The organism is Nocardioides sp. Root1257, assembly GCF_001425175.1.
Lineage (GTDB): Bacteria > Actinomycetota > Actinomycetes > Propionibacteriales > Nocardioidaceae > Nocardioides.
Genome location: NZ_LMDV01000008.1, coordinates 413,999 through 427,769 on the forward strand (window position 1 = coordinate 413,999; position 13,771 = coordinate 427,769).

At 71.2% G+C, this 13,771-nt stretch carries 11 protein-coding genes and 1 pseudogene; 6 read left to right on the top strand and 6 right to left on the bottom strand.

Annotation, left to right across the window (positions count from 1 at the left end; translation table 11 throughout):
• Nucleotide 1: 1 nt before the first annotated feature.
• Together ASC77_RS10085 and ASC77_RS10090 are read left to right on the top strand one after the other, a co-directional pair.
• Nucleotides 2-745 (top strand): SRPBCC family protein, encoded by a 744-nt coding sequence (locus tag ASC77_RS10085; protein WP_056151683.1) that lies wholly within the window; start codon nt 2-4, stop codon nt 743-745.
• Nucleotides 746-764: 19 nt separating this feature from the next.
• A complete protein-coding gene (locus ASC77_RS10090) occupies nt 765-1,307 on the top strand; it encodes a YciI family protein (protein ID WP_056151686.1) in 543 nt (180 codons plus the stop codon).
• 1 nt (nt 1,308) lies between these two features.
• On the opposite strand, the gene ASC77_RS10095 is transcribed toward ASC77_RS10090, so the two are convergent.
• A complete protein-coding gene (locus ASC77_RS10095; RefSeq protein WP_082574621.1) occupies nt 1,309-2,652 on the bottom strand; it encodes an MFS transporter in 1,344 nt (447 codons plus the stop codon).
• Nucleotides 2,653-2,733: 81 nt separating this feature from the next.
• On the opposite strand from ASC77_RS10095, the gene ASC77_RS10100 reads away from it, so the two are divergent.
• On the top strand, nt 2,734-4,494 hold the full coding sequence (locus ASC77_RS10100) for a DUF2207 domain-containing protein (protein ID WP_082574622.1): 1,761 nt from the start codon (nt 2,734-2,736) through the stop codon (nt 4,492-4,494).
• Between the two features lie 41 nt (nt 4,495-4,535).
• Nucleotides 4,536-5,099, top strand: coding sequence for a LemA family protein (locus tag ASC77_RS10105; protein ID WP_056151692.1), 564 nt, complete (start codon nt 4,536-4,538; stop codon nt 5,097-5,099).
• Between the two features lie 95 nt (nt 5,100-5,194).
• Here ASC77_RS10105 and ASC77_RS10110 read toward each other — a convergent pair whose 3' ends face one another.
• The gene (locus ASC77_RS10110) at nt 5,195-6,055 is read right to left on the bottom strand and encodes an aldo/keto reductase (RefSeq protein WP_056151695.1); all 861 of its coding nucleotides are present in this window, start codon (nt 6,053-6,055) and stop codon (nt 5,195-5,197) included.
• 46 nt (nt 6,056-6,101) lie between these two features.
• Between ASC77_RS10110 and ASC77_RS27415 the strand changes: the two are divergent.
• A pseudogene (locus tag ASC77_RS27415) lies at nt 6,102-7,342 on the top strand (MFS transporter).
• A 21-nt stretch (nt 7,343-7,363) separates the two neighbouring features.
• Here the strand turns inward: ASC77_RS27415 and gndA are convergent.
• The 4 genes from gndA to ASC77_RS10135 all read right to left on the bottom strand — a co-directional run bounded on the left by gndA (nt 7,364) and on the right by ASC77_RS10135 (nt 12,892).
• A complete protein-coding gene (gene gndA, locus ASC77_RS10120; RefSeq protein WP_056151697.1) occupies nt 7,364-8,797 on the bottom strand; it encodes an NADP-dependent phosphogluconate dehydrogenase in 1,434 nt (477 codons plus the stop codon).
• Between the two features lie 95 nt (nt 8,798-8,892).
• The gene (locus ASC77_RS10125) at nt 8,893-9,522 is read right to left on the bottom strand and encodes an alpha-ketoglutarate-dependent dioxygenase AlkB (RefSeq protein ID WP_056151700.1); all 630 of its coding nucleotides are present in this window, start codon (nt 9,520-9,522) and stop codon (nt 8,893-8,895) included.
• 39 nt (nt 9,523-9,561) lie between these two features.
• Complete coding sequence (locus ASC77_RS10130; RefSeq protein WP_056151703.1) at nt 9,562-12,105, bottom strand: ABC transporter permease; 2,544 nt, start codon at nt 12,103-12,105, stop codon at nt 9,562-9,564.
• 10 nt (nt 12,106-12,115) lie between these two features.
• On the bottom strand, nt 12,116-12,892 hold the full coding sequence (locus ASC77_RS10135; RefSeq protein WP_056151705.1) for an ABC transporter ATP-binding protein: 777 nt from the start codon (nt 12,890-12,892) through the stop codon (nt 12,116-12,118).
• Between the two features lie 216 nt (nt 12,893-13,108).
• On the opposite strand from ASC77_RS10135, the gene ASC77_RS10140 reads away from it, so the two are divergent.
• Entirely contained in the window at nt 13,109-13,768 is a 660-nt protein-coding gene (locus ASC77_RS10140; protein ID WP_082574712.1) for a GntR family transcriptional regulator, read from the top strand.
• Nucleotides 13,769-13,771 lie beyond the last annotated feature (3 nt).

Here is a 13,771-nt window from a genome sequence, read left to right on the forward strand (position 1 = left end):
CGTGGACCTCACCCACCGCTTCACCGTCCCCACCTCGGTCGACGAGACCTGGGCGCACTTCCAGGACATCGCGTCCGTGGCCGAGTGCTTCCCGGGCGCGACCGTGACCGAGGCCGACGGCGACAGCTTCGCCGGCTCGGTCAAGGTCAAGCTCGGCCCGATCGCCCTGGTCTACAACGGCGCCGGCACGTTCGTCGAGAAGGACGAGGCGGCGCACCGCTTCCTGGTCGACGCGAAGGGGCGCGACAAGCGCGGCAACGGCACGGCGGGCGCGAAGGTCACGCTCACCATGACCGACGCGGCGAGCGGTGGGACCGACGTCGAGGTCGTCACCGACCTCGCGATCACCGGGAAGCCCGCGCAGTTCGGGCGCGGGGTCATGCAAGACGTCTCGGACAAGCTGCTCGGGCAGTTCGTGGAGTGCCTGGAGCAACGTCTGAGTGCGGGGTCCACGGGGGCCTCGCAAGAGACGACTCCAGCGTCCGAGCAGGCGACCGGGGCGGAACCCGAGACCGCCTCGGTCGCCACCCCACCGCCGACCGTCGGGGTAGTCCCTGACGTTTCGGCCCCGGCCGAGGCTCCCGACGGACCGAAACGTCAGGGACTACCCCAGCAGCCCCGCCAGGACGACGCGCTCGACCTCGGCTCGGCGGTGCTGCCGGTGCTGGCAAAGACCTATTGGAAGCCGGTGGTGGGTGTCGTGGTCGTGGTGGGCGTGGTCATCTGGTGGGTCTCCCGTCGCTGAGGACCGGCAGACTGGCGGCATGCTCTTCTTCTGCTACCACCGGGACCGGCCGGGGTCGGCAGACCTCCGGTGGGAGGTGCGCGAGGCGCACTGGTCCTACATGGACGGCTTCGCAGACGCGATGCTCGCACGCGGACCGACGTACGACGGGGAGACGCCGACCGGGAGCGTGCACGTGCTCGAGCTGCCGGACCCGACGGCGGCGCGGGCGTTCGCGTTCGACGAGCCCGGCTACCAGGCCGGCGCCTACCGGGACGTCCTGATCCGCCGCTGGCGCGACCTCCTGGGGCGGACGATGTGGGACTTCCCCGGCGAGGTCGGCGACCACGGCTTCCTGGTCCTCGGGCTCGGTGCCGGCGACCCTGTCGACGACGCCGTGCCGGCCGACGACTCGGCACTGGTGGCCTACGGCCCGCTGCTCGCCGACGACGGGGAGAGCTGGCTGGGCACGGCCGCGCTGCTGACGGCTGCGTCGGCCGACGAGGCGCGCGCGGTGCTGACGGCCGACCGGTACGCCGCGATCGAGGTGCACACCTGGGTGCCGGGCGGACGACCCGCCTGAGTCACTCCAGGGTGCTGGCTCGGGTCTTCGGCGTCGGCTCGGGTACGACGTCGGGGTCGGCGACCAGCTCGGGCTCGCGCACCCCGTTGACGCCCGGCGGCAGCTGCGGCTCCAGGCGTACGACGGCGAGCACACCGAGCAGGAGGCAGCCGACGACCAGCGTGCCGATGTAGACGCTGTCGAGGTGGTGGCCGATCAGGAAGCCGGCGATCGGCGGCGCGATGATCTGGGCGAGCTGGAAGGCCGCCGAGCTCGCCGCGTTGTAGCGCCCGCGCAGGTGGTCGGGTGCCAGGTCGTTGACCAGTGCCGGGACCGTCGGCTGCAGCAGCGTCTCGCCGAAGGCGAAGACCGAGGCGCAGGCGGCGACCAGCATCGTCGCGCCCCAGGTGCCCGAGACCAGCCCGGTCGCGCCGAGCAGCAGCCACGACACCGCCCACACGGCACCCATCACGGCGATGATCCGGGTCCGCCGTCGGCCCTCGATGCGCTGCAGCACGACGAGCTGGAGCAGCACGATCACCAGGGTGTTGGCGGCGAACGCGAAGCCGAGGCCGCGCGTCGAGATCTCGCCCACCGAGCGCGCGTACGCCGGCATGCCGGCGTTGAGCTGCGAGTAGCCGACGTACGACGACACGAAGCTCAGCAGAAGCATCGACGCGACCGCCGGCCGGCGTACGACGTCGAGGTAGCTGACCTTCGCGGCCGCCCCCTCGCCGTGGTGCTCGACGCGACCGGCGACGTGGCGCAGCGGCACCAGCATCAGGAAGAGCGCCGGCAGGTAGCTCGCGGCGTCGCCGAGGTAGATCGCCTGGAAGGTCGGCAGGTGGTCGACGCTCACGAACGCGCCGGCGACCAGGCCGCCGATGCCGATGCCGAGGTTGAGCAGGGTGAAGTTGACGCCGAAGTAGCGCTGCCGCAGCTCGGAGGGGATGACGGCCGCGATGAACGCCTGGAACCCCGGCCAGGAGACGCCGAAGGCGACGCCGCTCAGCAGCAGCGCGATCGCGGCGACGGCAGCGGTCGAGGCGAACGCCAGCGTCACGTTGCCGATCACCTGCAGCACGAGCGCGCCGACCAGGATCCGTCGCGCGCCCCACCGGTCGATCGCCGCCCCACCCGGCCCGACCACCAGGAAGCCGACCAGCGGCGGCAGCGCGAGCAGCAGGCCGGCGTCGCCGAGCGCGAAGCCGCGCACCTCGTGCAGGTAGACGATGTTGAACGGCAGGACCAGACCGGTGCCGATGAACTCGAAGACGACCACCGACAGCAGGAGCTTGCCCTCACGCGGCAGGTCGTGCCAGAACGAGCGGAGCGTGAGGGGGCTGGGGCTGGTCGGGCTGCTCATGTTGCAACGAGTGTTTCAGGGCGCACCGACAGTCTGCGAATCCTTATTCGCACACCCTTCGCACCCCCTAGGCTCCGCAGCATGAAGCGCATCGTGGGCTACACGATCGGCCTGGCCGTCGTGGTCCTGGTCCTGATGATCCCGGCTGCTCTGTACGGCTTCTCCACCGACGACGAGGGCCCGAGCAGCTACGACGAGACCACGATCACGTCGTACGACGCGGACTTCGACGTCGCCGACGACGGCGACATGGACGTGGTCGAGACCCTGACGGTGAGCTTCCCCAGCAGCGGCAAGCACGGCATCTTCCGCTTCTGGGACATCGACGACCCCAGTGCCCCCGACTCGCGCCGGATCCCGCACGACGTCACGGTCACGATGGACGGCGGCGACGTGCCGTTCGAGATGTCGCGTCAGGAGGGTGGGAAGTACCGCGTCGCCAAGATCGGCGACGCCGACTCGACCGTGGAGCCCGGCGACCACGTCTACCGGATCTCCTACCGGATCAACGGCGTCCTCGAGCCGGGCACCAACGGCTCGCGGACCCAGTTCTACTGGAACCTCATCCCGGCCGGCTGGGCCCAGGAGATCACCGCCGCCGACCTGACCGTGCACCTGCCCGCCGATGCCGAGCGGGTGCGCTGCGCGGTCGGCGACGACGACCGAGCCTGCCAGGTCGACGGCGAGGGCACGACGACCCTGCACGTCACCGCCGCCGACCTCCCGTCCCTGACCGGCGTCACCGTGAAGACCGGCCTCGACATGGAGACGCCCCCTGCGGGCGACGTGCTCCCGTGGCCGAAGTCCTTCGACGCCGTCTTCGGGTCGAGCGTCGTCGGCCTCGTCGTCGTGCTGGTGCTGTCGTTCCTCGCGGCCCTCCTCGGCCTCGGCCTGGCCCGCCGCGCCTCCGAGCGCGACCCGCAGTTCCCGCTCCTCTACGCGCCGCCCGAGGGCATCGGACCGGCCCAGGCGGCGTACCTGGTCACCGAGCAGGTCGACGACGAGCAGTACGTCGCGACGCTGCTGTACGCCGCCGAGCGCGGCGCCATCGACCTCGACCGCACCGAGGACGCGTGGACGATCACCGACAAGCAGGGTGCGGCCGGGTGGGCCGGGCTGGACCCGGTCACCTCGGGGGTCGCGCACATCCTCGGCGGTGAGCACGCGTCGTTCGAGGCGTCGCGGAGCAGTGTCTCGGCGGGCGAGCGGCTCAAGGACGAGATCGCGAGCTTCGAGCAGAGCACCAAGTCGTGGGCGTCGGCCAACGGGCTGATGACGCGCAGCGGCTTCGGCGGCCTGGGCGGGTTCGTGGTCGGCGCGTGCTTCCTGGCGGTGATCCTCACCGCCTTCGTCAACCCGTTCGACTTCTCGTTCGTGACGCTGATCGTGGGCGCGTTCGGCGTCTTCGCCGCCAGCCTCGCCGCGCCGGGCGCCGGCACCCGCCGGACCAGGGCCGGGCGCGAGCTGTGGTCGCGGGCCGGTGGCTTCCGGCGGATCCTCTCGACGCCGTCGGCCCAGGACCGGTTCGACTTCTCCGGCCGCCAGGAGCTCTACACGGCCTACATCCCGTGGGCCGTCGCCTTCGGCTGCGCCGACGAGTGGGCCGAGAAGTACCGCACCGAGATGGCCACCGAGCCGCCGGTGCCGTCGTACGTCGGGCACGCGTACGCCGGTGCCTACACCGGCGCCGCGATCTCGTCGATGGTGTCCGACTTCAACTCCACCGTCAGCTCCGCCATCTCGTCGTACGAGGCCACCCAGAAGTCGTCGTCCTCCTCCGGTGGAGGGGGCGGCTTCTCCGGAGGCGGCGGTGGCGGCGGCGGTGGCGGCGGCTCGTGGTGACCCCGATACTTTCCCTGCACCCCATGAACTGAGGAGTTCACATGCTCATCGCCATCATCGTCGTCGTGGTGCTCGTCGCCATCGTCGGCTTCGTCGTCGTCGGCTTCAACAAGCTGCGCACGACGGACATCGGCGCCCAGGAGGCGCTCGGCGGCATCGACGTCCAGCTCACCCGCCGCGCCGACCTGATCCCCAACCTGGTCGAGACGGTCAAGGGGTACGCCGCGCACGAGAAGGGCGTCTTCGAGGAGGTCACCCGGGCCCGCGCCGCGGTGACCGCCGCCGCCAAGGGTGACGACGTCCCGGCCAAGGCGGCCGCCGACCAGGCACTGGGTCAGGCACTGGTCAAGGTCAACGCCGTCGCCGAGGCCTACCCGGACCTCAAGGCGAACACGAACTTCCTCGAGCTGCAGAAGCAGCTGGCCGACACCGAGAACCAGATCTCGTTCGCCCGCCAGTACTACAACGACGCCGTCGCGACGCTGAACAAGCTGACCCAGACGATCCCGTGGATGTTCCTCACCGGCATCGCCAACGTGCACCAGCGCGACTTCTACGACGCCCCCGAGGGCCAGGACGTCGCGCCGACGGTCAGCTTCGAGTAGGCGGTTTCGAGACAGGCGCCAGCGTGCCTTCCTCAACCACCGAGTCGGTGGTCGAGGAGGTTGCGCCAGCAACCGTCTCGGAACCTCCGACCTGATCAGCCGAGCGCGCTGAGCGCCTCGAACTCGTCGTCGGTCAGCTCGATGCCGGCGGCGGCGGTGTTGGACTCGAGGTGCCCGACGCTCGAGGTGCCCGGGATCGGCAGCATCACCGGCGAGCGGCGCAGCAGCCAGGCCAGCGCGAGCTGGGACGGCGTCGCGTCGTGGCGCTTCGACGCCTCGGCCAGCGGGCCGTCCTGCTTCGAGAGCTCGCCGGTCGCGAGCGGGAACCACGGGATGAAGCCGATGCCCTCCGCCTCGCAGTAGTCCAGGACGTCCTCGGAGCTGCGGTTGGCGAGGTTGTAGAGGTTCTGCACCGTGGTGATCTCGGCGATCTCGCGGGCGGCCTTGATCTCGTCGACGCTCACCTCGGAGAGCCCGATGTGGCGGACCTTCCCCTCGTCCTGCAGGGCCTTGAACTCGCCCACCTGGTCCTCGAGCGGGTAGTTCTTGTCGATGCGGTGCAGCTGGTAGAGGTCGATCGTGTCGACGCCGAGCCGGCGCAGCGAGAGCTCGCACTGCTGGCGGAGGTACGGCGGGTAGCCCAGCTGCGTCCAGATGCCGGGGCCCTGCCGGGTGAGGCCCGACTTGGTCGCGATGACGACGTCGTCGGCGTACGGGTGCAGCGCGTCCTTGAGCAGCTGCTCGGCGGTCTCCGGACCGTAGGAGTCGGCGGTGTCGAAGAACGTGATGCCGAGCTCGACGCTGCGACGCAGCACGGCCATCGCGGTGTCGTGGTCCTTGGCCGGCCCCCACACGCCCTCGCCGGGCAGCTGCATCGTGCCGTAGCCGAGGCGCACCACCGGCAGGTCGCCACCGATCTCGAAGGTTCCTGAGCTGACTGCGATCTTGTCGGTCATACGAGGCCCAACCGGTCCGGGGCGGTGGGCATTCCACGGGGCTGTGATGGGATGGCGGCCATCACCGGCGACAGGAGAGGTCGTGGCGGACGCCTCGTTCGGCCGCTTCTGGGCAGCGGCGACGATCAGCTCGTTCGGAACCGCGGTCACGACGATCGCGATGCCGGTGCTGGTGATCCAGGAGCTCCACGCGTCGTCGCTCTCGGTCGGGATCGTCAACGCCGCGCAGTTCCTCCCGTATGCGGTGCTCGGGCTGGTTGCCGGGGTGTACGCCGACCGATGGCGGCGGCAGCGCATCCTGGTGTGGAGCAGCGTGGGACGGGCGGCGACGCTCGGGGCGGTCCCGGTGCTCTGGGCGGTCGGTGCCCTGGAGGTGTGGACGCTCGTCGTGCTGCTGCTGGCGTTCGGCGCGTTCTCGGTGTTCGCGTTCGCAGCCACGCAGTCGCTGCTGCCGCGCCTGGTTCCTCGCGACCGGCTGGTCCCGGCGAACGCCCGGCTCGACCAGAGCGACGCCGCCGCGCAGACCCTGGGTCCGGCGCTCGGCGGGGCCTCGTCGGTCTGCTCGGTGCACCTCTTGCCGTCGCCGTCGATGCGGTCAGCTATCTCGTCGACGCCGTGCTCAATGCCGGGCTCCGGGTGGACGAGTCGCCTGCTGGGCCGCCCGTGCAGCGGCACCTGGGACGGGAGGTCCGCGAAGGGTTGAGCTGGACCTACCGGCACCCCACCCTCGGTCCGCTGGCGGTGTCGACCCACGTCTGGTTCCTCGCCAACGCCGCGGGGTTCACCGCGCTGACGCTGGTCGCGCTGCGCGTGATGGGACTGTCGGCGGCCGCGTTCGGGCTGGTGGTCGCGGCCGGTGGCATGGCCGGTCTCGTCGGCGCCACGATCGCCCCGGCCGTCGGACGCCGACTCGGCACCGGACGGGCGATCCTCGCCACGCGATCGGTCCATCCGGTCGGGTGGATCCTGGTCGCGGCTGCACCGGCCCACTCCGCCGGCGTGGTGCTCCTCGGCACGGCGTTGGTGCTCCAGGGCCTGGCCATGGGCGTCGAGAACGCCAACGACACCGGCTACTGGCAGACCGTCACGCCCGACAGGCTGCTCGGGCGGGCGAACGTCACGCGGCGCGCGGTGAACCGCTCGGCCGGCGCGCTCGGCGCCGTCCTCGGCGGGGCCGCACTGGGCCTGTTCGACGAGCAACCGGTCCTGCTCGGCGTGGCCGCCCTGTCCGCGGTCTCGGCGTTGATCGTGGGCCGGTCCCGGGTCCGGGCGGTGCGCATGGCCTGACCTGCCGGGGGCCGTGCTCGGTCAGGCCTCGGACTCGCTGAGGTCACCCGCCCACGCGGTGTGGAACGTGCCGTCCCGGTCGACGCGGGCGTAGGTGTGGGCGCCGAAGTTGTCGCGCAGCGCCTGGATCAGCGCGGCCGGCAGGTGCTCGCGGCGCAGTCCGTCGAAGTAGGCGAGCGACGACGAGAACGCCGGGGTGGGTACGCCGGCGGTGACCGCCGTCGCGACCACCCGGCGCCACGCGTCCTCGCCGCGCTTCACGGCGTCGGCGAAGTACGGCGTGGTCAGCAGGGTCGTGAGGTCGGGCTCCTCGGCGTACGCCTCCTTGATGCGGTCGAGGAACTGCGCGCGGATGATGCAGCCGCCGCGCCAGATGGTCGCCATCGAGCCGAGGTCGACGTCCCAGCCGTGCTCGTCGCTGCCGGCCGCGATCTGGTCGAAGCCCTGGGCGTAGGCGACCACCTTCGACGCGTAGAGCGCCGCCCGCACGTCGTCGACGAAGCCGTTCCGCTCGACCTCGGGGGAGTCGGGGGTCGTGTCGAAGACCGCGCGGGCGGCCTGCCGCTGCTCGGTGTGCCCGGAGAGGCTGCGTGCGAAGGTCGCCTCGGCGATGCCGGTGACGGGTACGCCGAGGTCGAGCGCGCTCTGGACCGTCCAGCGACCGGTGCCCTTCTGCTCGGCCGCGTCCTGCACGACGTCGACGAACGGGCTGCCCGTCGCCGCGTCGGTGTGCTCGAGCACCACGGCCGTGATCTCGATGAGGAAGGACTCGAGGTCGCCGTCGTTCCACTCGCGGAAGACACCCGCGATCGCGGCTGGCTCGAGCCCGGCGACGTTGCGCAGCAGGTCGTAGGACTCGGCGATGAGCTGCATGTCGGCGTACTCGATGCCGTTGTGGACCATCTTGACGAAGTGGCCGGCGGCGTCGGGCCCGACATGGGTGCAGCAGGGCGTGCCGTCGACCTGGGCCGCGATCGACTCCAGCACCGGCCCGAGCCGCTCGTAGGCGTCGTCGGAGCCGCCGACCATGATCGACGGACCGTTCAGGGCGCCCTCCTCGCCGCCCGAGACGCCCATCCCGACGAAGTGCAGGCCCTGCTCCTTGAGGGCCTGCTCGCGGCGGAGCGTGTCGGTGAAGTGGGCGTTGCCGCCGTCGACGACGATGTCGCCCTCGTCGAGGAGCGGGACCAGCTCGTCGATGACGGCGTCGGTGGGCTCACCGGCCTTCACCATGATGACGATGGCCCGCGGACGCTCGATGCTGGCGACGAACTCCTCCATCGACTCGGCGGGGACGAAGTCGCCTTCGCCGCCGAACTCGTCGACCAGCGCCGTCGTCCGCGCCGTGGTGCGGTTGTGGACCGCGATCGTGTGTCCGTGCCGGGCGATGTTGCGCGCCAGGTTGCGACCCATCGTCGCCAGTCCGGTCAGTCCGATCGTCGCGCGTGCGTCCATGCCTCCACCCAAGCGCGGTGACCCAAACGCGCTGCGTGAGTGGTGGTCCCGAGGCTCGCTCGGCTCGCACCTCGAGACCTCAGGGCCGGGGCAGCTCAGAACACGTTGAGCGGGCGGAACTGCACGGAGACGCGGGGTCCGGCGTGCGCGACCTTGGGTACGGCGTGCTCCCAGGTGCGCTGGCAGGAGCCCCCCATCACGAGCAGGTCGCCGTGGCCCATCTCGAGCGAGATCGACGCGCCGCCGAGGCGTGGCCGCAGCGCGAGGCGGCGCGGGTCGCCGAGGGAGACGATCGCGACCATCGTGTCCTGCGTCTTGCCGCGGCCGATCGTGTCCCCGTGCCAGGCGACGCTGTCGCGCCCGTCGCGGTAGTAGCAGCAGCCCGCGGTCACGAACGGCTCGCCCAGCTCGGGGCGGTAGTGCGCCGACAGCGCTCCGCGCGCCCGGGCGAGGGCCGGGTGGGGGAGCGGCTCGCCCACGCCGTACATGCAGAGCAGGCGGGGCACGTCGACCTCGCGGTCGTACATCTGCCGGCGCTCGGCACGCCACGGCACGTCGCGCACCATGGCCGCGAAGACGTCGTCGGCCTCCGGCAGCCAGGCCGGGCAGACGTCGACCCAGGCGCCGCGGGTGAGCTCCCGGCGGTCGACGTGGTCGAAGGTCGGCGCCCCGGCGTCGCCGGTCGGGGAGGCGGGCGCCTCGAACAGCGAGCCCTGGAAGTCCATGGTCCGAGCATACGCCCGGATCGAACAGATGTTCGAGGACTATTCGGTGGCGATCGCCTCCAGCACGTTGAGACGCGAGGCCCGGATGGCCGGGAGGATCGCGGCGAGCACGCCGACCACGACCGCGATCACGAGGAACACCAGCAGCTGGCCCAGGGGCAGTCCCAGGCTGGTCAGGTCGTCCTTGAGCGCCTGCCGCAGGAGCACGCCGATCACCAGCCCGAGCGCCATGCCGAGCACGGCACCGAGAACGGCGATCGCCACGGACTCCAGGGTGATCATCCGCCGCAGCCGCGTGCGGCTCATGCCGATCGCGCGCAGCAGCCCGATCTCCCGGGTGCGCTCGATGACGGAGAGGCCCAGCGTGTTCACGATGCCGATCACCGCGATCACGATCGCCAGCGCGAGCAGGCCGTAGATCATGTAGAGCAGCTGGTTGACCTGGTCGCGGATCGACTCCGCGAACTCCTGCTTGTCGTAGACCGCGACGATCGGGGTCGACGCCACGGCCTCGTCCATCGCCTTGCCGACCGCGACCGGGTCGGCGCCCGGCTCGAGCATGATGCTGAGGCTGGTGTCCTGACGGGGCACACCGGCCTCGGCGAGCAGGTCGAGCGGGATGCTCACGTCGCCGGTCGTCTCACTTCCCTCGATGATGCCGGCGACCTCGAGGTCCAGCGCCTTGCCGGCGAGGAACGTGAGCTTCAGCGGTGAACCGACCTTCAGGCCGTGGTCCTCGGCGAACCCCTTGCTCACCAGCGCCTCGTCGCCCTGCAGGTCCTGGTGACCGGCGACGACGTCGAGGTCGTATATGTCGTTGAAGGCCGCGTCGTTGGCCGTGACGAGGACGGTCGAGTCGCCGACCTGGGCGCCGGTCCACTGCTGACGGCTCACGGTCGCGACACCGTCGACGTCGGCGAGGCTGTCGCCGACCGAGGTCGAGAACGGCAGGAAGTTGGTGCTCTGCACCAGGAAGTCGGAGGTGAACTCCTCGTCCACGACGTCGTCGACCGACGCGTTGAGCGACGTCGCGAGCACCCCGATGCAGGAGACCAGTGCGAGTCCGATCATCAGCGCCGACGCCGTCGCGCCGGTACGCCGAGGGTCGCGCAGCGCGTTCTCACCGGCCAGCCGGCCGGTGGTGCCGAAGAGCCGGCCGAACAGGCCGCGACACACGACCAGGACCGGGCGGCCGATGACGGAGCTGATCCCAGCGGCGGTCAGGATCCAGATCGCGGCGGCGATGCCGATCCACAGCGCGTCGGGGCCCGGACCGGCGCCGACGAGGCCGACCACGGCGAACGCGACGCCGACGGCCATCAGGACGCCACCGATGATGGTGCGGCGCCGCAGCGACTCGCGCACCGGCGCCGCGTCGGCCCGCATGGCCGCGACCGGTGCGACCTTCCCGGCGCGACGGGCCGGCAGGAAGGCCGCGACCAGGGTCACGCCGACGCCGACCGCGTAGCTGATGACCACCGCCTGCGCGTCGAGCGTGAGGGCGTCGCTGGAGATGTCGAGCCCGACCGCGCGGAACAGCGCGGCCAGCCCGCGCGCCAGCAGCCAGCCGATTCCGATGCCGATGGTGGCGGCCAGCGCCGACATGACCAGCGCCTCGAGCAGCACGGACTGCGTCACCTGGCGGCGGGAGGCTCCGAGGGCGCGCAGCAGGGCCAGCTCTCGGCTGCGCTGCGCCACGAGGATGGTGAACGTGTTGACGATGATGAAGCCACCGACGATCACGGCGATGATCGCGAAGACCAGCAGGAACGTCGAGATCACGTCGAGGAACTGACCGACGGCATCCTGTGACTCCTCCGCCACCTGGTCGCCGGTGACCGCCTCGAAGCCGGCCGGCGCCACCTTCGCGGCGGCTGCGGCCAGCGCCTTCTGGGAGACGCCGTCGGCCGCGGTCAGCGAGACCTGGTTGAAGGCGTTCGCCCCGTCGAGGAAGAGATCCTGCGCGCCCTCCGTGCTGAACACGAGCAGGGTCGCGCCCGCCGTACCGCCACCGTTGAACTCGGCCGTGCCCACCAGCGTGGCCGTGCGCTGGGACTCGCCGAACGGCGCGAGCAGCTTCACCTCGTCGCCGAGCGCGTAGTCGCCGTGGTCGGCGGCCGCATCGTCGAGGACGACCTCGTCGGGCGAGGTGGGCCAGCGGCCGCTGGTCAGCCCCATGGGCGGCTCGCCGGCCATGTTCGGGCCGTCGGTGTGGTTGAACGCGAGGGTGGGCGCACCCGTGCCGCCGACGAGCGTGCCGTCCGAGGCGAGCAGGCTCATCCCGATGCCGTTGACGTCACCGTCCGCACGGGCGACCTCGGGGAGTGCCGCGAGCTGGTCGACCGCCTCGGGAGAGATGGTCTGGGTGGTCGTGGCGCCGCCCGCGTCGAACGACGAGGTCTGCTCGGGGCGCACGATGCCGTCGGGCGTGGAGCTGTAGATGATGCTGTCGAAGGTCGACGACAGGCCGTTGCTGAAGACGAGGACACCGGACAGGAACGCCACGCCCAGCACGATCGCCAGGCCGCTCATCACCAGTCGCACCTTGCGGGCGAACAGGTTGCGCAGGGTCAGCTTGAGCACGCCGTACCCCTCAGGCGCCGGTCGAGCGAGCGGCGGCGAGGTCCTGCAGCCGGGTCATGTGCTCCAGGATCTGCTCGCGCTGGGGATCGTGGATCTCGTCGACCACCAGGCCGTCGGCGAGGAAGACGACCCGGTCGCAGTACGACGCCGCGACCGCGTCGTGGGTGACCATCACGACCGTCTGGCCGAAGTCGTCCACGCTGCGGCGCAGGAACGACAGCACCTCGGCCCCGGAGGTGCTGTCGAGGTTGCCGGTGGGCTCGTCGGCGAACACGATCGAGGGCTTGCTCGCCAGCGCCCGGGCGCACGCCACGCGCTGCTGCTGCCCGCCGGACAGCTCGGTGGGCCGGTGGCCGAGCCGGTCTCGCAGCCCGACGGCGTCGATGACGGTGTCGAGCCACTGCTGGTCGGGCTTGCGGCCGGCCAGGTTGAGCGGGAGCAGGATGTTCTCGGCGGCGCTCAGCGTCGGGATCAGGTTGAACGCCTGGAACACGAACCCGATCTGCTCGCGGCGCAGCGCCGTGAGGTCCTTGTCCTTGAGCCGGCCCAGGTCGGTCCCGCCCACCTCGACCGTGCCGGACGAGGGCGTGTCGAGGGCGGCCATGCAGTGCATCAGCGTCGACTTGCCGGAGCCGGACGGCCCCATGATCGCCGTGAACCGGCCGGCTTCGAGGTCGAGGGTGACTCCGGCCAGGGCGTGCACGGCGGAGTCGCCGGCGCCGTACGTCTTGCGCAGATCGTAGGCGCGCGCTGCCGGGGCAGCCGCTGGATGCGAGGGGATCGTCATGGGCACCAGCCTGCCGGACCCGACCGACGTCCGCCATCGGGGAGCACCCTGAGGAGGCTCCGCGCAATTGCGACGGAATGAGCCCGTATAACACAGCGCCCATCGGTAAATGCGGAACCAAGGACGGGACCGCATTTCACTGCCTACAGTTCAGCCGTGGACGAGTTGCTGGTGTCAGAGGGACGTGCTCTCAAGCACGTGCAGGTGCGTGAGTACGTGCGCTCTCTCGTCACGGGGGCGGCACCCGGTTCACCTGCACCCTCGGAACGCGAGCTGGTGCATCGGTTCGGGGTCGCCCGCATGACGGTGAGACAAGCGATGGATGCGCTCGTGGTCGAAGGACTGCTGGAGCGCATTCCCGGACGGGGCACCTTCGTGGCCCGTCCCCGACGGATGGCGAGCCGCCTGACGAGCTACACCGAGGAGATGTCGCGGCGCGGCCTGCTGGCCGAGTCGCAGACGCTGCTCGCGCGGCGCGAGCAGGCCGGCCCCGGCGTGGCCCGGGCGCTCAACGTCAGCGAGGGCGACGCGGTGATCCACTGGCGTCGCCTGCGCCGGGCGGACGGGCAGCCGATGTGTCTCGAGGACGCCTACCTCAACGAGGTGCTGATCCCCGGCTTCCTGCAGAGCGGCATGCCGACCAGCCTGTACGACGCCCTCGAGTCGCGCGGGCTGCGGCCGACCTGGGCCGAGGACTCGATCAACGCGGACGTCGCGAACGACGAGGAGGCCGAGCACCTCGAGCTGACCCCGGGCGCCTCGGTGCTCCGGCACTCGCGTCGCGGCCTCTCGGGCGAGAAGGTCGTCGAGGTGTCGCGCACGGTCTACCGCGCCGACCGCTTCACGATGTGGTTGCAGGTCGGCGCCGAGGGCTGATCG

What these genes read in the sequence shown, in the direction of transcription:
- ASC77_RS10090 (WP_056151686.1), top strand. Translation starts at nt 765, where the DNA reads ATGCTCTTCTTCTGCTACCACCGGGACCGGCCGGGGTCGGCAGACCTC.
- ASC77_RS10095 (WP_082574621.1), bottom strand. Translation starts at nt 2,652, where the DNA reads ATGAGCAGCCCGACCAGCCCCAGCCCCCTCACGCTCCGCTCGTTCTGG.
- ASC77_RS10100 (WP_082574622.1), top strand. Translation starts at nt 2,734, where the DNA reads ATGAAGCGCATCGTGGGCTACACGATCGGCCTGGCCGTCGTGGTCCTG.
- ASC77_RS10105 (WP_056151692.1), top strand. Translation starts at nt 4,536, where the DNA reads ATGCTCATCGCCATCATCGTCGTCGTGGTGCTCGTCGCCATCGTCGGC.
- ASC77_RS10110 (WP_056151695.1), bottom strand. Translation starts at nt 6,055, where the DNA reads ATGACCGACAAGATCGCAGTCAGCTCAGGAACCTTCGAGATCGGTGGC.
- gndA (WP_056151697.1), bottom strand. Translation starts at nt 8,797, where the DNA reads ATGGACGCACGCGCGACGATCGGACTGACCGGACTGGCGACGATGGGT.
- ASC77_RS10125 (WP_056151700.1), bottom strand. Translation starts at nt 9,522, where the DNA reads ATGGACTTCCAGGGCTCGCTGTTCGAGGCGCCCGCCTCCCCGACCGGC.
- ASC77_RS10135 (WP_056151705.1), bottom strand. Translation starts at nt 12,892, where the DNA reads ATGACGATCCCCTCGCATCCAGCGGCTGCCCCGGCAGCGCGCGCCTAC.